The sequence below is a fragment of the Kosakonia sp. H02 genome, from assembly GCA_030704225.1.
GTDB lineage: Bacteria > Pseudomonadota > Gammaproteobacteria > Enterobacterales > Enterobacteriaceae > Kosakonia.
In genome coordinates, this window is the sequence record CP131915.1 from 211,603 (window position 1) to 229,261 (window position 17,659).

Consider the following 17,659-nt stretch of genomic DNA (forward strand, 5'->3'; position numbering starts at 1 on the left):
ATAATAAATGTTAAGTATCAAAAATTTGCAGGTGAGCGTTGAAGATAAAGAGATTTTGCGTGGTTTGAGCCTTGAGGTTCGACCGGGCGAAGTGCATGCGATTATGGGGCCGAATGGCTCCGGTAAAAGTACGCTTTCTGCTACCCTGGCCGGGCGCGAAGATTACGAAGTGGTCGGCGGCAGCGTGGAATTTAAAGGCAAAGATCTGCTGGAGCTATCGCCGGAAGACCGCGCCGGAGAAGGCGTCTTTATGGCCTTCCAGTATCCGGTTGAAATTCCGGGCGTCAGTAACCAGTTCTTCCTGCAAACCGCGCTGAATGCGGTGCGTGAATACCGAGGGGAAGAGGCGCTGGATCGCTTTGATTTCCAGGATCTGATGGAAGAGAAGATCAAGCTTTTGAAAATGCCGGAAGATTTGCTGACCCGCTCGGTGAACGTGGGTTTCTCCGGCGGTGAGAAAAAGCGTAACGACATTTTGCAAATGGCGGTGCTGGAGCCGGAACTGTGCATTCTTGATGAAACCGACTCCGGGCTGGATATCGATGCGCTGAAAATCGTCGCTGAGGGCGTGAATGCGCTGCGTGACGAAAACCGGGCTTTTATTATCGTTACGCACTACCAGCGCATTCTCGATTACATCAAACCGGACTTTGTTCATGTGTTGTATCAGGGACGCATCGTGAAATCCGGTGATTTCACGCTGGTGAAGCAACTGGAGGAGCAGGGCTATGGCTGGCTTACCGAACAGCAGTAACGCGCTACAACAGTGGCACCATCTGTTCGAAACGCAGGGCGGCGCGCACTCTGAAGCGGCGCAACAGCACCTGCAACAGATGCTGCGTCTGGGGTTGCCGACGCGCAAACATGAAAACTGGAAATACACACCGCTTGATGGCCTGTTAAACAGCCAGTTTGTCGCAGCAAAAGGTTCGCTCACCGAACAACAGCGCGATGCGCTGGCATTGCCGGTGGATGCGCTGCGGCTGGTGTTTGTTGACGGGCAGTTCAGTGCGCAATTAAGCGATGATACGCTCGGTTCCGGATTTGAGGTGACCGTTAGTGATGCGCGCGCCAGCCTGCCTGCACCGGTGCAGCCAGAAGTGTTTCTGCATCTCACCGAAAGCCTGGCGCAAAGTGTGACGTCCATTCATGTCGCGCGTGATCAACGGCCTTCTAAGCCGTTGCTCTTAATGCACGTAACGCAAGGGCTGGCGGGTGAAGAGATGAACACGGCGCACTATCGCCATCATCTGGAGCTGGCGCAGGGCGCAGAGGCGACGGTGTACGAACATTACGTCAGCCTTAATGATGCCCGGCATTTTACCGGCTCGCGCTTAACCATGAAGGTGGGCGCGAATGCGCGGCTGCATCATGTGAAACTGGCGTTCGAAAACCCGCTCAGTTACCACTTCGCCCATAACGATATTTTGCTCTCAGACGATGGTGCAGCGGATAGTCACAGTTTCCTGCTCGGCGGCGCGGTACTGCGTCATAACACCAGTACGCAACTGAACGGCGAAAACACTCAACTGAATATGAACAGCCTGGCGATGCCGGTGAAATCGGAAGTCTGCGACACGCGCACCTGGCTTGAGCATAACAAGGGTTACTGCAATAGCCGCCAGTTGCATAAAACTATCGTCAGCGATAAAGGGCGTGCAGTGTTCAACGGCTTGATTAACGTTGCGCAACACGCCATTAAAACCGACGGTCAGATGACCAACAACAACTTGCTGCTGGGTCGGCTGGCGGAAGTGGACACCAAGCCTCAGCTTGAAATTTACGCTGATGACGTCAAATGTAGTCATGGTGCAACCATTGGCCGCATTGATAATGAGCAGATGTTCTATTTGCGTTCGCGCGGGATCAATCAGGATGCGGCGCAACAGATGATTATCCATGCCTTTGCCGCTGAGTTGACGGAAGCCATCAGCGACGAGGCGTTAAAACAACAGATTCTGGCGCGTATCAGCCAGCGTCTGGCAGGGGGCGTAGCATGAGTTTTCCCGTGAACAACGTACGTGCCGATTTCCCCGTACTGCTGCGTGAAGTGAACGGACTCCCGCTGGCATATCTCGACAGCGCAGCCAGCGCGCAAAAACCGAATCAGGTGATTGATGCCGAGGCGGATTTTTTCCGCCACGGTTATGCGGCGGTGCATCGCGGCATCCACACGCTGAGTGCAGAAGCCACCCAGCATATGGAAAACGTGCGCGTGAAGGCGGCAGCGTTTCTCAACGCCCGTTTGCCGGAAGAGCTGGTGTTTGTCCGTGGCACCACCGAAGGGATCAACCTGGTCGCCAACAGCTGGGGTAATAGCCAGGTGCAAGCGGGCGATAACATCATCATCAGCGCCATGGAACACCACGCCAATATTGTGCCGTGGCAGATGCTGTGTGAACGCGTTGGCGCGCAGCTTCGCGTGATCCCGTTGAACCAGGATGGCACGTTGCAACTGGACGTGCTGCCAACACTGCTCGATGAGCGCACGCGCCTGGTCGCCATCACCCAGGTTTCCAACGTGCTGGGCACCGAAAACCCGGTGGCGGAGATCGTTAGCCTGGCACATCAGCACGGCGCGAAAGTGCTGGTGGATGGCGCGCAGGCAGTGATGCATCATCCGGTTAATGTGCAGGCGCTGGATTGCGATTTTTATGTCTTCTCCGGCCATAAACTGTATGGACCCACGGGCATTGGCGTGTTGTATGTCAAAGAGGACATTTTGCAGGACATGCCGCCGTGGGAAGGGGGCGGGTCGATGATCGCCACCGTCAGCCTGACCGAAGGCACCACCTATGCCAAAGCGCCGTGGCGTTTCGAAGCCGGGACGCCGAATACCGGCGGGATTATTGGCCTTGGCGCAGCCATTGACTATGTCACCCAACTTGGCCTTGAAGCGATTGGGGAATATGAACAAACGCTGATGCGCTATGCCCTGGATGCGTTGAAAGGGGTTCCGGATCTGACGCTGTATGGCCCGGCACAGCGCCAGGGCGTGATTGCGTTCAACCTGGGTAAACACCACGCTTATGATGTCGGTAGCTTCCTCGATAATTACGGCATTGCGGTGCGCACCGGCCACCATTGCGCGATGCCATTGATGGCGTTTTACAATGTGCCAGCGATGTGTCGCGCGTCGCTGGTGATGTACAACACCCATGAAGAGGTGGATCGTCTGGTCGCTGGCCTGAAACGCATTCATCAGTTGCTGAGCTAACAAGGAGGTGAGAATGGCTGCATTACCCGATAAAGAGAAATTGCTGCGCAACTTTAGTCGCTGTGCCAACTGGGAAGAGAAGTATCTCTACATTATTGAGCTGGGGCAGCGACTGCCGGAACTGAGTGCAGAGGCGCATAACCCGGAAAATATTATTCAGGGTTGCCAAAGCCAGGTGTGGATTGTGATGCGGGAGAATGAAGCCGGTGTTATTGAGCTGGCAGGCGATAGCGATGCCGCGATCGTAAAAGGGCTTATCGCCATCGTGTTTGTGCTCTACCAGCAGATGACCGCGCAGGACATCGTGGCGTTTGATGTGCGCCCGTGGTTTGAAAAAATGTCCCTGACGCAACATTTAACCCCGTCGCGCTCGCAAGGGCTGGAAGCGATGATCCGCGCTATCCGCACCAAAGCTGCCAATCTTAGCTAAACTCAAAAGACCTCTTTCATCCTGTTACGCGGGGCGTTTGCCGCCTCGCTGGAACTTCAGCTTTCTGACACCTTGTCAGTGGATACAGGAACCTCAGCATGAAACGCGCGTCTTTTCTTTCACTCTGTCTTTTCGGTGCGTTCAGCACCTTTCATATGGCCGTTGCGGCGCAATATCCCTTGCCTGCGAGTAACAGTCGCCTTATCGGTCAAAACCAGACTTACACCGTGCAAGCAGGAGACAAAAATCTGCAAGCCATCGCCCGCCATTTCGATACGGCGGCGATGTTGATTCTGGAAGCTAACGACACGATTGCCCCCGTGCCGAAACCGGGTACAGTCGTCACCATCCCGTCGCAAATGCTACTGCCTGACACGCCGCGAGAAGGGATTGTGATCAATCTTGCGGAGCTACGCTTGTACTATTTCCCGAACGGGGAAAACAGTGTGCAAGTGTACCCGATTGGCATTGGGCAGCAGGGGCTGGAAACACCGGTTTCCGTGACGCGGGTCAGCCAGAAAATCCCGAATCCCACCTGGACGCCAACGGCAGGCATTCGCGCGCGCTCCCTTGAGCGGGGGATTGAATTACCTAAGGTTGTCCCTGCCGGGCCGAATAACCCGCTGGGGCGCTTTGCGCTGCGTCTGGGGATTGGAAATGGTGAATATCTGATTCACGGCACCAATGCGCAGGACAGCGTTGGGTTGCGGGTCAGTTCCGGCTGTATTCGCATGAATGCGCCGGATATCGAAGCGTTGTTTGCACAAGTCTCTGCCGGGACAAAAGTCACCATTATCAATGAGCCGGTGAAATATGCCGTGGAGCCGGACGGCAAGCACTACATTGAAGTGCATCGTCCGCTGGCGCAGACCGTGGAGGAAAACACGCAGACGGTGCCGATTAGCTTCTCATCAGAACTGGGGACACGTATTTCAGGCGCGGGTGGTGACAAGGCGATAATTGACAAGGCGCTCTCTCGCCGCGCCGGTTACCCGGTTGCCATTCCGACAGCGAAAGCCGCGGCGCCAGGCAATGTGTTGTCCGTGCAGAACAGCACCAAAGGCACGGCAATGAATGCGGAAGATCAGGGAGAGGTGGTGACGCAGTAGGAAGAGGGTAAATTACAGGCAAAAAAAATGGCGCACAATGTGCGCCATTTCATTACAGGTACTCTTACTTACGGTAAGAATGAGCCTGGTTGTCCAGACGCTGGTTAGCGCGAGCTGCGTCGTCTTTAGCAGCCTGAACGTCAGAACGGATTGCGTTCACGTCGTTGCTCAGCTGGTCAACTTTAGCGTTCAGAGTCTGAACGTCAGAAGACAGCTGATCGATTTTAGCGTTGCTGGAGCAACCAGCCAGCAGAGTAGAACCCAGGATTACCGCGCCCAGTACCAGTTTAGTACGATTCATTATTAATACCCTCTAGATTGAGTTAATCTCCATGTAGCGTTACAAGTATTACACAAAGTTTTTTAGGTTGAGAATATTTTTTTGATGAGAATGCACTTAAATTTGATCGTTCGCTCAAAGAAGCATCGACTTTGAATTAGGTAGCAAAAAACGCGTGTTAAAACAGCAGACTTTCATCGGATTCATCTTAGAAATCACCCTGCTTAAATAGTGAAATTCGATTTGATTTTTTATTTATGCAGGAGACGGGAATATAAAAAAAAGCGCCACGAGGGCGCTTTTTTAATCAGACTTTAACATCCGGTTATTATTACAGGACGTGGACAGAAGCGGTGTTTGTCGTGCCGCTCGGAACCAGTGCGCCGGATACCATTACCACCACGTCACCTTTGTTCGCGAGGCCGCTTTCCAGCGCCACTTCTTTACCCAGACGGTAGAAATCATCGGTAGAGGAGATCTCTTTCACCAACTGCGATACAACGCCTTTGCTCAGCACCAGCTGACGGGCAGTCAGTTCGTTGGTGGTCAGCGCCAGAATTGTCGCATCCGGGAAGTATTTACGCACAGCGCGCGCAGATTTACCGCCCTGGGTTGCCACAACGATCAGCGGCGCTTCCAGTTTCTCAGCCGTTTCAACCGCGCCACGGCATACTGCTTCGGTAATGCGCAGCTTGCGGCTGTCATTGTTGAAATCCAGACGGCTGGTCATCACGCGATCGGTACGCTCGCAGATGGTCGCCATGATGGAGACCGCTTCCAGCGGGTATTTACCTTTAGCAGACTCACCAGACAGCATCACTGCGTCGGTGCCATCAAGAATGGCGTTCGCCACGTCGCCTGCTTCAGCGCGGGTCGGACGCGGGTTTTTGATCATCGAGTCAAGCATCTGGGTCGCAGTGATCACCACTTTGCGTGCGCGGATACATTTTTCGATCATCATCTTCTGCGCGAAGATAACTTCTTCAACCGGGATTTCAACGCCCAGGTCGCCACGCGCAACCATGATGCCGTCTGACGCTTCGAGGATTTCGTCGAAGTTATTCAGGCCTTCCTGGTTTTCGATTTTGGAGATGATCTGAATGCGTTCACCGCCGTGCGCTTTCAGGTGCTCACGGATTTCAACCACGTCAGAGCGCTTACGGATAAAGGACGCGGCAACAAAATCAACGCCTTGCTCGCAACCGAAGATCAGGTCTTGCTTATCTTTTTCAGCCAGTGCCGGCAGGGCGATGGAAACGCCTGGCAGGTTAACGCCTTTGTTTTCACCCAGGTCGCCGTTGTTCAGCACCTTACAAATAACGTTGTTGCCTTCAATCGCGGTCACTTCCATGCCGATCAGACCATCGTCGACCAGCACAGTGTTGCCAACGCTCAGATCGCTGGTAAAGCCTTCATAGGTAACGGCAACGGTTTCGCTGTTACCCACAACGGATTTGTCAGTGGTGAAGGTGAAGGTCTGGCCTGCTTTCAGGGAAACGTCGTTACCGCCTTCCAGCTTGATGGTGCGGATTTCAGGACCTTTGGTGTCCAGCAGAATTGCCGCTTTTTTACCGGTTTTGCTCATCACGTTGCGCAGGTTCTGAATGCGCTGGCCGTGCTCAGCATAGTCACCGTGAGAGAAGTTTAAACGCATGACGTTCATGCCCGCGTCCAGCATTTTCGCCAGCATCTCTTCGGATTCGGTTTTCGGACCGATGGTGCAAACAATTTTGGTCTTTTTCATGACAGTTCTGGTCTTTAAGTTGGAGTTGAGAAGGATAGGAAATTCGTACTCCGGGAAGCACACAGCTTCGGAGTTAAATCTGTATTACGAAAAGAGCGATGCCACAGCCTAAGGATAGGTGACATCAAAAAAGCGTGCAGAGTAATGTGTGCCTGAGTTTCAGCCCAACCGGGAAAAGAGTGATGTACGTTATGTTTTTTACAGTTCAATCAGCTGAAACCATTCAAGAGTGAATAGACGACCATTATACGACGAAAAAAGGGCAAAAGGAAAACAAAAACGCTGTTTCAAAAATCATATGGGCAGTTTCACAACGAAGTGTTATCAACGTGTTAAGGTTGCACAATATCAATTTGATGAATTACGCGTAAAAGTGCTGCCTTTGCCGCGAAATGGGCAAAGGCAACAGTAAACCAGGGCTATTTTTACGCCGTTTCGCTTGCTCTTTTCGTAATGGTTATCGGCACTTACAGGTAAAAGCTGTAACGGTTTAGCTCATTTTTAACCATTCAGGATGCGCAACGCCTGTTCGTGCAACTGCGGGCACCCCGCGGCAAGGATATTTCCGCCAGCTTCCGGGCGATCGCCACTCAGGGTGGTGACGACGCCGCCAGCCTGTTCAATAATGGGCACCAGCGCGACGATATCGTAAGGCTGCAAGCCATATTCCAGACAGAGATCGATCTGTCCGGCGGCCAGCATTGCCATGGCGTAACATTCACCGCCGTAGCGGATCATCAATGTTTGCGCTTCCAGGGCGGCGAAATTGACCTCAGGATGTCGCGCAACAGGCTCCGGCGAGGTGAGATGCAAAATCGCCTGGTCGAGCGGCAGCCCGCGGCGGGTCTGTAACTGTGCTGTCCCTTGCGGCCCGCTGCGCCAGGCATGTTGCCCGTCGGCCCAGAAGCGTTCACCCGTGAGCGGCTGGCTCATCATCCCCAGATGCCCGCGCTGCTCAACCGTTAAGCCAATCAAGGTTCCCCAAACCGGCAACCCGCAAAGAAAAGGGCGGGTGCCATCGACCGGATCCAGCACCCATTGCAGCGGGCCGGAACCGGTCAGGCCGAACTCTTCGCCCATAATCGAGTGCGAAGGATAACGTGCAGTGATGAGTTCGCGCATTACGCGCTCAGCTTCGCGATCGGCATCGGTCACCGGATCGAAGCGAAAACCCTCTTTTGGTTTACTGCCGACATGCAGGTTCATCGAGGTACGAAAACGCGGCAGCGTCTGTTTATCTGCCGCGTCGGCCAGTTCGTGCAGAAAAGCGATATCGGGTACGGCGTGGTTCATGGCGTAATCCTCCGCTAAGACATAGGAATGACTGCTCCGGTTTTAACACATCACGGCGGTTTATTCTTTCCCGACGGGATAATAACCATTGCACAGGCAGAGTGTTGTATGTATTTTTATGCAGATAATTTGCATAAAAAGGTGATAAATATGTTCAGGAAGTGGATTCAGGCAGGTTGTCTCTTTGCCGCGTTCGCCAGCAGTGCCTTTGCCGCCCAGGAAACCTATGTAGTTGGCGCGGGTGGGACTTACCGTCCGTTCGAATTTGAAAACAGCCAGAAACAGCTGGAAGGTTTTGATATCGATATCATCAAAGCCATCGCCAAAGCGGAAAACTTCAATATCAAACTGATCAACACACCGTGGGAAGGGATTTTTGCCACCCTCGGTTCCGGCGATCGCGACATCATTATTTCCGGCATTACGATTACCGATAAACGTAAGCAGATGGTCGATTTCTCCGCACCGTATTTCCCGGCAGAGCAATCCATCGTCGTTCCGGCGACGTCTAAAGTGACGTCACTTGCGTCGCTGAAAGATGAAAAAGTCGGCGTAGTGAACTCCAGCACCGGCGACATCGTGGTGTCCGATGTGCTGGGCAAAAACAGCACCGCTATTAAGCGTTTCGATAACACGCCGCTGATGCTGCAAGAGCTGTTTGAAGATGGCGTCAGCGCGGCGGTTGGCGATGTCGGCGTGGTGAAGTACTACATCAAACAGCACCCGGAGAAGCAATTTAAGCTGGTGCCGGATGCAAAATTTGAGCGCCAGTACTTCGGTATTGCCGTGGCGAAGGGAAACACAGAACTGCTGGCGAAACTTAACAGCGGCCTGAAGAAAATTATCGCCGATGGCACCTACGCCAAAATCTATAACACCTGGTTTGACGAAAACGTGCCGGCATTACCCGCGCAGTAACTCACTTTTCTTTTTCAATCCGGCTATCGCAGCCCATCTGCGGTAGCCGGTATTTTTTCAGGGTTTACGTATGTCAGGATTCCGCTGGGAAATAATCCAGGAGTATGCACCGCTGTTTATGGAAGGTGCCTGGATGACCATCAAATGCACCATTATTTGCGTGATTTTAGGCACGCTCTGGGGGCTGACGCTGGGCCTTGGCAGAATGGCGCAGGCCAGCCACGGCCCGTGGAAGTATGTGCTGCGTTATCTGGTGCAATTCCCGGTTCGTTTTTATGTCAGCGCCATTCGCGGCACGCCGCTGTTTGTGCAGATCATGGTGGTGCATTTTGCGCTGGTGCCGCTGTTTATTAACCCGCGCGACGGCATTCTGGTCACCAGTGGGGTGATGAGTAGCGATCTGGCGCGCGCATTGCGTTCAGACTACGGCGCGTTCCTCTCCTGTATTGTCGCCATTACGCTCAATGCAGGCGCGTATGTGTCGGAGATCTTCCGCGCCGGGATCCAGTCCATCGATAAAGGGCAGATGGAAGCCTCACGCGCGCTGGGCATGCCGTGGTGGAAAACTATGCGCAAGGTTATCCTGCCGCAGGCGTTTCGCCGCATTCTGCCGCCGCTCGGCAACAACGCGATTGCTATCGTGAAAGATTCGTCACTGGCGTCGGCAATTGGTCTTGCTGATCTGGCTTATGCCGCCCGCACGGTTTCAGGAGCGTATGCGACCTACTGGGAACCCTATCTGACGATTTCGCTGGTCTACTGGGTTATTACCTTCCTGCTCGCGCAGTTGGTTAATCGGCTGGAAAAGAGGTTTGGCAAAAGTGATTCACATTAAAAACTTGCATAAACATTTTGGCGACAGCCATGTTCTGCGCGGTATCAGTTGCGATATCCAGCCCAAAGAAGTGGTCTGTGTTATTGGGCCGTCCGGCTCCGGGAAAAGCACTTTTCTGCGCTGTATGAATGCGCTGGAAAGCGTGACGGAAGGGGAAGTGCAGGTCAACGGCTTTGCCATTCACGATGCGAAAACGGATCTCAACAAACTGCGCGAGAGCGTCGGGATGGTGTTCCAGCGTTTTAATCTGTTCCCGCATATGACGGTGCTGGAAAACCTGATGATGGCCCCGATAAGCCTGAAAGGGATGAAACGCGCCGATGCCGTCACCCTCGCCGAGAGCCTGCTGGCGAAGGTGGGATTAAGTGATAAGCGCGATGCCTGGCCATCAAGCCTTTCCGGTGGGCAGCAGCAGCGCGTCGCCATTGCCCGCGCGCTGGCGATGAACCCGTCCATTATGCTGTTTGATGAACCGACATCCGCGCTCGATCCCGAACTGGTGGGCGATGTCCTTCAGGTAATGAAAGCGCTGGCGACGGAAGGGATGACCATGGTTATTGTTACCCATGAAATGGGCTTTGCCCGCGAAGTGGCCGATCGGGTGATTTTTATCGATCAGGGCGTGATTCAGGAAGAGGGCACGCCGCAACAACTGTTTACCGCACCGACTAATCCACGCACCGCGGCATTCCTCAGTAAAGTCCTTTAATTTCAAGCTCTCGGCGGAGAGCTTTTCCCTCTCCCGATGACAGAAAGTGCAAAGCACGCGTTGTTGGCACGGCGGATACTGCCATGCGCCATACTCAGGTAGTGTGGATCCACAAACGGGTGCTACCGCCCGGATAACCTCCCGGAGAACAACCATGACGATGAAAGTCCTCGGCTATGCCGCACAGTCAAATAAAGCCCCGCTGGCACCGTTTCATTTTGAGCGTCGCGATCCGCGCGCCGATGATGTGACTATCGATATTCTTTATTGTGGCGTCTGCCACTCTGACCTGCATCAGGCGCGCAACGATTGGGGGTTCAGCCAGTATCCTGTCGTGCCGGGCCACGAAATTATTGGCCGCGTCGTCTCTGTGGGCGACGGCGTAAATAAATTCAAGGCCGGTGATTTAGTCGGTATCGGTTGTATGGTCGACTCCTGTCGCGAATGTTCGCCCTGCAAACAGGGGCTGGAGCAGTATTGCGAAGAGGGCAATATCCAGACCTATAACGGCATTGACCGCCACGATCACCGCCCAACCTACGGCGGTTATTCACAGTCGATTATCTGCTCGCAAGATTTCGTGCTGCGCATTCCTGAAAATCTTGATGCGCACGCCGTCGCACCGCTGCTCTGCGCCGGGATCACCACCTGGTCGCCGCTGCGTCGCTGGGGCGTGAAAGCGGGCAGTAAAGTGGCGGTAATTGGTCTTGGCGGCCTGGGCCATATGGCGCTGAAGCTGGCGCATGCGCTGGGCGCAGAAGTGACGCTGTTTACCCGCTCGCCGGGTAAAGAGGAGGATGCCCGCCGGTTAGGCGCGCACCACGTGGTGCTCTCGACCGATGCGCAACAGATGGAAGCAGTGAAAGGGCAGTTTGAGCTGATTATTGATACGGTTCCTTACACCCACGACATCAACAGCTATATGTCGACCTTAACCCTCGACGGTACGCTGGTGTTTGTCGGGCTGCTGGGGGATATCGAACCGACGGTGAACACGGTTCCGATGATTATCGGTCGCCGCTCGGTCGCCGGTTCGTGCATTGGGGGTATTGCCGAAACCCAGGAGATGCTCGATTTCTGCGGCCAACATAACATTACCGCCGATTCCGAAATGATCCGTATGGATGAGATTAACGAGGCATTTGAACGTCTGCTGAAAAGTGATGTGAAATACCGCTTTGTTATCGATATGCAGACGCTAACGGCATAACCGCTGTGTGAACCGGGGGCCTGGTGGCCCCCCTTAAATCCGCTCCACAATCATAGCCACGCCTTGCCCACCACCGACGCACAACGTTGCCAGCCCTACCGTTTTGTCCCGGCGGGCCAGGGCATGCAGCAATGTCACCAGAATGCGCGCGCCCGATGCCCCGATAGGGTGACCGAGGGCGATAGCCCCGCCGTTAACATTGGTGCGCTCCCAGTCCAGATCCAACTCTCGCGCAACGGCGATACTTTGCGCAGCGAAAGCTTCATTGACCTCCAGCAGATCAAGATCGGCGATACTCATTCCCGCCCGACGTAGCGCCAGCCGGGTCGCAGGGATCGGCCCAAGACCCATTAACGCCGGATCGACACCGCAGGCGGCATAACTGCGTACGCGGGCGAGCGGGGTGATGCCTTGTTCGTGCGCCCGCTGTTCGCTCATCAGTAACAGTGCCGCGGCACCGTCATTGATGCCCGATGCGTTACCCGCTGTGACTGAACCGTCGTTGGAAAATGCCGGCGATAAGCGCGCCAGATCTTCCATCGTCACGCCTGCGCGTGGGTGTTCATCGACGCAAAACAGCGTGTCACCTTTTTTATTGCGCACCACGACCGGCACAATCTCCTCGCGAAAATCTCCCCGATCTATCGCTGCCGCCGCACGTTGCTGGGAGAGCAGCGCCAGTTGGTCCTGGTGCTGGCGGCTGATGTCGCATTGACGGGCGACATTCTCTGCGGTCATCCCCATGTGGTAGTGGTTTATCGCACATGACAACCCATCATTTACCACGCTATCCACTACGCGCTGATCGCCCAACCGATAGCCCCAGCGAGCTTTATCCAGCAGATAGGGGGCCGCCGACATGTTTTCCATTCCTCCTGCCAGCACCACGTCGGCATCACCGGCTGCAAGGGTTTCAGCAGCAAAAATAACGCTCTGCAACCCGGAGCCACAGACCATATTGATGCTGGTGGCCGGTGTTGATTGCGGGATACCCGCCTCCAGCATGGCCTGGCGTGCCGGGTTCTGGCCTAATCCTGCTTGCAATACATTGCCAAAAACGATCTGTTCCACGCAGTCTGGCTCGACGCCGCTGCGTTGCAGTGCCGCCGTCATCATCTGAGCCCCCAGCGTCGGGGCGCTCAGGGTGCTGAGGCTGCCGCCAAACTTGCCAATAGCCGTGCGCACGGCGCTAACAATCACGATCCCACTCTTCATTCTTTCCTCCTTACATATTCACGGGCCGGGTGTCGGTGCAGCAAAGCAGCACGAAGGTGATCGCGCCGACCCCCACCAGTAGTTGATAAGCGCCGCTATAACCGCCAAGCCAGGCAAGGCCGAAAGCCAGAATCGAAAACGCGCAGCAGCGCACCACCGACTGGATCGGCAGGATGATGGCAATCGCGCGAATGTAGTGTTGGCGAGGAAATTTGGCCGCGATCAGCGCCGTGCTGAGGTTGGTCGCGCCCGGCATACATAAACCGATCATCACGAGCGACAACCACAACATCAGCGTGTGGTGAGCAAACATGTTGATGACGATGGCGACTATCCAGCACAGGACATAAAGCAGGATCGTGCGCTTAATCCCCATGCGGTGATTGAGCCAGCCCCATCCGTAAGCGCCTGGCGCGCCGATGAGCGCGGCCACTGTCATATAAAAGATGGCCGTAGTCTGGGAAAACCCCATCTCCATCAACCTGGGAACAAACTGGCCGACCACCCCAACCAGCATGATATAGATACCGCCGGTGGCGATACCGATGAGCCATATATCACGCATTTTCAGCAACTGGCGGATGCGTATATGGCTAATGTAGCTGCGCGAAGCCGTTACTTCGCTGCTTTGCCCGTCATCGGCCAGCGGTTGATTGTCGGGAGCAAGCCCGACATCTTCCGGTTTATTAGCGATAAACCGCCATGCCCAGCCGGCCATCAGCAACATCATCAGCGAAATACCCCAGAAGCCGTAACGTACGCCCAGCCAGACGAACAACGCGGCCAGAGTCGGCACATAAAAGGCGCTCGACAGTGTCTGGCCGATGGTGCACCAGCCCAGCGCCAGCCCTTGTTTACGCACAAACCAATTGGCGATCAGCGCCGTTCCCCCAACATAGGCGAAACCGGTGCCAAAAAAACTCACGGCGGCGAACAGTAAGGTAAAGCTGAGAAAAGAGGTGCTCAGGCCGAGCAGCCCGAAGCTGAGGCCACAGGCCAGCAGACAAAAAATAATATTGAATTTGACGCCTCTTTTTTCACACAACCAGGCGCAGGCCGGGCTGGCGAAAATGGAGGCCCACGAGGCGGGTGTTGCCAGCGCCAGCAGCGTGTTGTAATCCAGTCCATACAGCCCTGATAACGTGGGCAGCACCACGTTAAGACCGTGGGTGACCGTTCCTGCGGCTATCCAGAACAATAGCCCCTGGAAAACAATCACGTTCCAGCCCTGGACACCGAAATCAGGCCTGCCGCGCCTGTCGTCGGCGAGACAATCGTGGTTGTTCAGCAGCGGGCGGCTTTGCTGTTCGATCATAATGTGGCATCTCCGGCAACGAGTAGGGCAAGTTAAAAAGAGCCAGCCGGTCAGGCTGGCATAAGTGTCGGTGGCGAAAGCACAATGAGCGTCGGTTCGATCTGGCGTTGAATATCTTGCGGTGTCAGCCCTTCCAGCAGTTCGGCCAGCACTAACCCATCGGGCGTGACATCAATAACGCACTGTTCGGTCACGATGTGATCGACGCACTGCTTGCCGGTCAGCGGGTAACTACAGCGATTGACTACCTTCGGCTTGCCGTCTTTGGTACACAGTTCCATGGTGACAATCACTTTGCGGGCACCGCTGACCAAATCCATCGCGCCACCCATGCCGAACACGCGTCCCGGCTGCGCCCAATTCGCCAGGTCGCCATTTTCCGCCACCTGCAACCCGCCGAGCACCGTTGCCGCCAGTTTGCCACTGCGCACCAGCGCGAAGGATTCGGCGCTGTCAAAGGCGCTGGCCCCCGGTACGGGCGCAAAACGTAGCGCGGTGGCATTGGAAAACCCTTCAACCGCCCGTACGCCTTCCACCAGCGGCCCCATGCCGATCAGGCCGTTTTCGGTATGAAACATCACCCCGGCGGGGGCGTAATCGCTGCACAGGCTGGGAATGCCAATCCCCAGATTGATAACATCGCCATCGGTAAAGTAACCCGCCGCACGGCGGGCAATTCGTTCGCGTGCATTCATAACGCTTCTCCTTGCCGCACAAGGATTTTGTCGACATAGACACCCGGCGTGATAATGCTGTCGAGCGTTAACTCGTCGACATCAACCAGCCTGTCGGCATCGACCAGTGTCAGGTGGGCCGCTTTTGCCACCAGCGGATTAAAGTTGCGCATGGTGCCACGATAGGTGAGGTTGCCCAGCGGATCGGCCGTGCGGGCGCGCACCAGACCAATGTCCGCGCGCAGGGGTGTTTCCAGCATCCACTCTTCACCGTTCACCACCATGTGCGGCTTATCCTTATCCACCAGCGTGCCAAGACCGGTACGCGTCAGCACACCGCCCAGCCCCGAACCGCCACAGCGCATCCGTTCCGCCAGGCTGCCTTGCGGCACCAGTTCCAGTTCAATTCTGGCGTCTGCCACCAGCGCGACAGTTTCGGTATTGCGCCCGATATGGGAAGCAATCAGCTTATCCACCAGACCGTGATGGATAAGTCGGCCAATCGTCAGGTCGGCGTCGCCGCTGTCGTTAGAAATCAGCGTGAAATGCCGTGCGCCGCTGGCGATCACGCAGTCAATCAGCCGGTTGGGCACGCCGTGATTGGCAAACCCGCCGCACATCAGTGTTTGCCCGTCGTGAAACAGGGCGATTATCTCTTCCGGTAAAGCAAATTTGTTCGCCATGACTTACTCCCTCGTCAGCAGCACCGCCACGCCCTGGCCGCCACCGACACAAAACGTGATCACGGCGTTATCCAGTTGGCGTTGCTGCATGTCATAGACGGCTTTCGTCGCGAGAATGGCACCGCTACCGGCTAATGGATGGCCCAGTGCAATAGCGCCCCCGTTGGGGTTAACCCGCTTCGGATCCATACCGATTTCCTGCATACAGGCCAGCGACTGAGAAGCAAATGCCTCGTTGAGTTCCCACAGGGCTATCTCATCGACGCGCAGCCCGTTCTGGCGCAATAATTTTGCGCAGGCAGGCACTGGCCCCATGCCCATATAGTTCGGGTCGACGCCGGAGACGGCATAACCGCGAAAAACCGCCAACGGCTGGAGATTGCGACGCCGTGCCAGCTCTCGCTCCATCACTACCAGCGCGCCAGCCCCGTCGCTCATCGGCGAGCTGTTGCCAGCGGTCACAAGGCCATCGGGAAGAAAGCTGGGGCGCAGGGCGGCTAACCCCTCTGCGGAGCAGTCGGAGCGGACGGATTCATCATGATCGAACTGCGTAATCTGGCTTTTGCGATCCTGCAACGGAACCGGCACGATCTGCTCCGTGAAGCGTCCCGCCCGCCAGGCGGCGCTGGCCAGGTGGTGGCTGCGTAAGGCAAACGCATCCAGTTGCTGGCGGCTAAAACCATAGCGTGTCGCGATGTTTTCCGCAGTAATGCCCATTGGCGGATTGCCGAGGGCATCCGGCGCGGTATGAATGTCAGCAAAGCGCGGCGGCTGTACTGACCACGCGGTTTCTGTTTTTTCCAGCGTCCAGGTACGGCGGGAGTCACTCTCCACGCCACCGGCAACGATCACATCGGCGAAGCCCGCCATGATCTGGATGGCAGCGTAAGCCAGCGCGTTAAGCGATGCGGCGCATTGCCGGTCCAGGGTAATGCCCGGCACCGAAACGGGTAGCCCGGCTTCCAGCGCAACCATTCGCCCCATGTTATTGATTTCATGGTTCATCAGATTGGCGAAGATGACATCGTCAATCCGCTCAGCATCAATGCCAGCACGCCGCACAGCTTCCTTGACTGCCAGCGCGCCCAGACGGTGGGCCGGTACGGAAGCCAACATGCCACGACAGCGACCAATCGGCGTACGCGCCGCGGAGACAATCACAGCCTCTTTCATTGGATGCCTCCCACTAACGGCGGCAAACCGAGTATTTCCCTGGCGATCGCCGGGGTGGCGACGCGTTTGCCAAACAGTTTCACCGCCTGCGCGGCGCGTTCGACCAGTTGGCTGTTGGTGGCCTTCACACCCCTGCTGAAATAGACGTTATCTTCGAGGCCGACGCGCACATGGCCGTTTAGTGCCAGTGAGGCGAACAGAATAGGCAGGTGATGTTTGCCGACGCCGAATGCTGACCAGGTTGCTCCGGCGGGAAGTTGTTGTGTGAGATAGACCAGGTTCGCGACAGTGGCGGGCATACCGCCGGGGATACCGAGGCAAAACTGATAATGCAGTGGCGCACGCAGCTTGCCTTGCTCGACGAAATACCCGGCAACCCCCAGCATGCCGCTATCGAAAATTTCGACTTCTGGCTTGATGCCGCGTGCCGTCAGAACCTCTCCCAACTTGCCGAGAAAGTCAGGAGAGTTAACGAAGACACCCGCCGGCATCCAGTTGAACGACCCCGCGTCCCAGGAGGCCATTTCGATCCCCGCAAGCGTCGAGACATGCGCCATACGTTGTTCATCGTGGGCCCGGCTGTCGCCGGATGTGGTGCAATTAATGATCACGTCGCAATCGCGGTACTCGCGCAGCAGACGCAGAGTTTGCGCAAAACGTTCGCTGGACATGGTGCCCAGACCGTTTTCGTCGCGCATATGCAGATGCACAACCGCTGCGCCCGCCTGCCAGCAGCGGTAAGCGTCTGCGGCTATCTCCTCAGGTGTTAGCGGAATATGTTCGTTAATATCTTTCGGTGTCACTGCGCCGGTGAGGGCGGCGGAGATAATCACGTCGTCTGCGGTATTCATGAA

18 protein-coding genes and 1 pseudogene are annotated in these 17,659 nt (G+C 55.7%); 9 read left to right on the forward strand and 10 right to left on the reverse strand.

Annotated elements, in window-relative coordinates; all coding sequences use genetic code 11:
* Positions 1 to 7 precede the first annotated feature (7 nt).
* The 5 genes from sufC to Q5705_01075 all read left to right on the forward strand — a co-directional run bounded on the left by sufC (position 8) and on the right by Q5705_01075 (position 4,756).
* A complete protein-coding gene (gene sufC, locus Q5705_01055) occupies positions 8 to 754 on the forward strand; it encodes a Fe-S cluster assembly ATPase SufC (GenBank protein ID WLI77183.1) in 747 nt (248 codons plus the stop codon).
* Positions 729 to 2,000, forward strand: a complete 1,272-nt coding sequence (gene sufD, locus Q5705_01060) for a Fe-S cluster assembly protein SufD (GenBank protein WLI77184.1) — start codon at positions 729 to 731, stop codon at positions 1,998 to 2,000. The genes sufC and sufD overlap by 26 nt, the downstream gene beginning before the upstream one ends.
* The gene (gene sufS, locus Q5705_01065) at positions 1,997 to 3,217 is read left to right on the forward strand and encodes a cysteine desulfurase SufS (GenBank protein WLI77185.1); all 1,221 of its coding nucleotides are present in this window, start codon (positions 1,997 to 1,999) and stop codon (positions 3,215 to 3,217) included. Before sufD ends, sufS begins: the two co-directional genes overlap by 4 nt.
* A 13-nt stretch (positions 3,218 to 3,230) precedes the next feature.
* Positions 3,231 to 3,647 (forward strand): cysteine desulfuration protein SufE, encoded by a 417-nt coding sequence (gene sufE, locus Q5705_01070; GenBank protein WLI77186.1) that lies wholly within the window; start codon positions 3,231 to 3,233, stop codon positions 3,645 to 3,647.
* A gap of 98 nt (positions 3,648 to 3,745) precedes the next feature.
* Complete coding sequence (locus tag Q5705_01075; GenBank protein ID WLI77187.1) at positions 3,746 to 4,756, forward strand: L,D-transpeptidase family protein; 1,011 nt, start codon at positions 3,746 to 3,748, stop codon at positions 4,754 to 4,756.
* Positions 4,757 to 4,820: 64 nt separating this feature from the next.
* On the opposite strand, the gene Q5705_01080 is transcribed toward Q5705_01075, so the two are convergent.
* The 4 genes and pseudogenes from Q5705_01080 to Q5705_01095 form a co-directional block, all read right to left on the reverse strand.
* Positions 4,821 to 5,057, reverse strand: a complete 237-nt coding sequence (locus Q5705_01080) for a major outer membrane lipoprotein (GenBank protein ID WLI77188.1) — start codon at positions 5,055 to 5,057, stop codon at positions 4,821 to 4,823.
* A 310-nt stretch (positions 5,058 to 5,367) separates the two neighbouring features.
* Positions 5,368 to 6,780 (reverse strand): pyruvate kinase PykF, encoded by a 1,413-nt coding sequence (pykF, locus tag Q5705_01085; GenBank protein WLI77189.1) that lies wholly within the window; start codon positions 6,778 to 6,780, stop codon positions 5,368 to 5,370.
* Positions 6,781 to 6,860: 80 nt separating this feature from the next.
* Positions 6,861 to 6,989: pseudogene (locus tag Q5705_01090) on the reverse strand (hypothetical protein).
* A gap of 292 nt (positions 6,990 to 7,281) precedes the next feature.
* Positions 7,282 to 8,073: an inositol monophosphatase family protein gene (locus Q5705_01095; GenBank protein WLI77190.1), complete on the reverse strand. Its 792-nt coding sequence runs from the start codon at positions 8,071 to 8,073 to the stop codon at positions 7,282 to 7,284.
* 150 nt (positions 8,074 to 8,223) lie between these two features.
* On the opposite strand from Q5705_01095, the gene Q5705_01100 reads away from it, so the two are divergent.
* The 4 genes from Q5705_01100 to Q5705_01115 all read left to right on the forward strand — a co-directional run bounded on the left by Q5705_01100 (position 8,224) and on the right by Q5705_01115 (position 11,745).
* Complete coding sequence (locus Q5705_01100) at positions 8,224 to 8,991, forward strand: basic amino acid ABC transporter substrate-binding protein (GenBank protein ID WLI77191.1); 768 nt, start codon at positions 8,224 to 8,226, stop codon at positions 8,989 to 8,991.
* A 70-nt stretch (positions 8,992 to 9,061) separates the two neighbouring features.
* Positions 9,062 to 9,826: an amino acid ABC transporter permease gene (locus Q5705_01105; GenBank protein WLI77192.1), complete on the forward strand. Its 765-nt coding sequence runs from the start codon at positions 9,062 to 9,064 to the stop codon at positions 9,824 to 9,826.
* Complete coding sequence (locus Q5705_01110) at positions 9,813 to 10,535, forward strand: amino acid ABC transporter ATP-binding protein (GenBank protein WLI78938.1); 723 nt, start codon at positions 9,813 to 9,815, stop codon at positions 10,533 to 10,535. Before Q5705_01105 ends, Q5705_01110 begins: the two co-directional genes overlap by 14 nt.
* Before the next feature lie 154 nt (positions 10,536 to 10,689).
* Complete coding sequence (locus Q5705_01115) at positions 10,690 to 11,745, forward strand: NAD(P)-dependent alcohol dehydrogenase (protein ID WLI77193.1); 1,056 nt, start codon at positions 10,690 to 10,692, stop codon at positions 11,743 to 11,745.
* A gap of 33 nt (positions 11,746 to 11,778) precedes the next feature.
* Here Q5705_01115 and Q5705_01120 read toward each other — a convergent pair whose 3' ends face one another.
* The 6 genes from Q5705_01120 to Q5705_01145 are packed head-to-tail and all read right to left on the reverse strand — an operon-like array spanning position 11,779 to position 17,656.
* Positions 11,779 to 12,960 (reverse strand): acetyl-CoA C-acetyltransferase, encoded by a 1,182-nt coding sequence (locus Q5705_01120; protein WLI77194.1) that lies wholly within the window; start codon positions 12,958 to 12,960, stop codon positions 11,779 to 11,781.
* Positions 12,961 to 12,970: 10 nt separating this feature from the next.
* The gene (locus Q5705_01125) at positions 12,971 to 14,275 is read right to left on the reverse strand and encodes an MFS transporter (protein ID WLI77195.1); all 1,305 of its coding nucleotides are present in this window, start codon (positions 14,273 to 14,275) and stop codon (positions 12,971 to 12,973) included.
* A 50-nt stretch (positions 14,276 to 14,325) separates the two neighbouring features.
* Entirely contained in the window at positions 14,326 to 14,970 is a 645-nt protein-coding gene (locus Q5705_01130; GenBank protein WLI77196.1) for a 3-oxoacid CoA-transferase subunit B, read from the reverse strand.
* Complete coding sequence (locus Q5705_01135; GenBank protein WLI77197.1) at positions 14,967 to 15,632, reverse strand: 3-oxoacid CoA-transferase subunit A; 666 nt, start codon at positions 15,630 to 15,632, stop codon at positions 14,967 to 14,969. The genes Q5705_01130 and Q5705_01135 overlap by 4 nt, the downstream gene beginning before the upstream one ends.
* A 3-nt stretch (positions 15,633 to 15,635) precedes the next feature.
* The gene (locus Q5705_01140; protein ID WLI77198.1) at positions 15,636 to 16,805 is read right to left on the reverse strand and encodes a thiolase family protein; all 1,170 of its coding nucleotides are present in this window, start codon (positions 16,803 to 16,805) and stop codon (positions 15,636 to 15,638) included.
* Entirely contained in the window at positions 16,802 to 17,656 is an 855-nt protein-coding gene (locus Q5705_01145; protein WLI77199.1) for a 3-keto-5-aminohexanoate cleavage protein, read from the reverse strand. Before Q5705_01145 ends, Q5705_01140 begins: the two co-directional genes overlap by 4 nt.
* Positions 17,657 to 17,659: the final 3 nt, after the last annotated feature.

Coding starts and splice junctions, on each gene's coding strand:
- pykF (WLI77189.1), bottom strand. CDS start 6,780: ATGAAAAAGACCAAAATTGTTTGCACCATCGGTCCGAAAACCGAATCC.
- Q5705_01145 (WLI77199.1), bottom strand. CDS start 17,656: ATGAATACCGCAGACGACGTGATTATCTCCGCCGCCCTCACCGGCGCA.
- Q5705_01100 (WLI77191.1), top strand. CDS start 8,224: ATGTTCAGGAAGTGGATTCAGGCAGGTTGTCTCTTTGCCGCGTTCGCC.
- Q5705_01130 (WLI77196.1), bottom strand. CDS start 14,970: ATGAATGCACGCGAACGAATTGCCCGCCGTGCGGCGGGTTACTTTACC.
- Q5705_01125 (WLI77195.1), bottom strand. CDS start 14,275: ATGATCGAACAGCAAAGCCGCCCGCTGCTGAACAACCACGATTGTCTC.
- Q5705_01080 (WLI77188.1), bottom strand. CDS start 5,057: ATGAATCGTACTAAACTGGTACTGGGCGCGGTAATCCTGGGTTCTACT.
- Q5705_01075 (WLI77187.1), top strand. CDS start 3,746: ATGAAACGCGCGTCTTTTCTTTCACTCTGTCTTTTCGGTGCGTTCAGC.
- sufC (WLI77183.1), top strand. CDS start 8: ATGTTAAGTATCAAAAATTTGCAGGTGAGCGTTGAAGATAAAGAGATT.
- Q5705_01095 (WLI77190.1), bottom strand. CDS start 8,073: ATGAACCACGCCGTACCCGATATCGCTTTTCTGCACGAACTGGCCGAC.
- sufD (WLI77184.1), top strand. CDS start 729: ATGGCTGGCTTACCGAACAGCAGTAACGCGCTACAACAGTGGCACCAT.
- Q5705_01115 (WLI77193.1), top strand. CDS start 10,690: ATGACGATGAAAGTCCTCGGCTATGCCGCACAGTCAAATAAAGCCCCG.
- Q5705_01135 (WLI77197.1), bottom strand. CDS start 15,632: ATGGCGAACAAATTTGCTTTACCGGAAGAGATAATCGCCCTGTTTCAC.
- sufS (WLI77185.1), top strand. CDS start 1,997: ATGAGTTTTCCCGTGAACAACGTACGTGCCGATTTCCCCGTACTGCTG.
- Q5705_01120 (WLI77194.1), bottom strand. CDS start 12,960: ATGAAGAGTGGGATCGTGATTGTTAGCGCCGTGCGCACGGCTATTGGC.
- Q5705_01105 (WLI77192.1), top strand. CDS start 9,062: ATGTCAGGATTCCGCTGGGAAATAATCCAGGAGTATGCACCGCTGTTT.
- sufE (WLI77186.1), top strand. CDS start 3,231: ATGGCTGCATTACCCGATAAAGAGAAATTGCTGCGCAACTTTAGTCGC.
- Q5705_01140 (WLI77198.1), bottom strand. CDS start 16,805: ATGAAAGAGGCTGTGATTGTCTCCGCGGCGCGTACGCCGATTGGTCGC.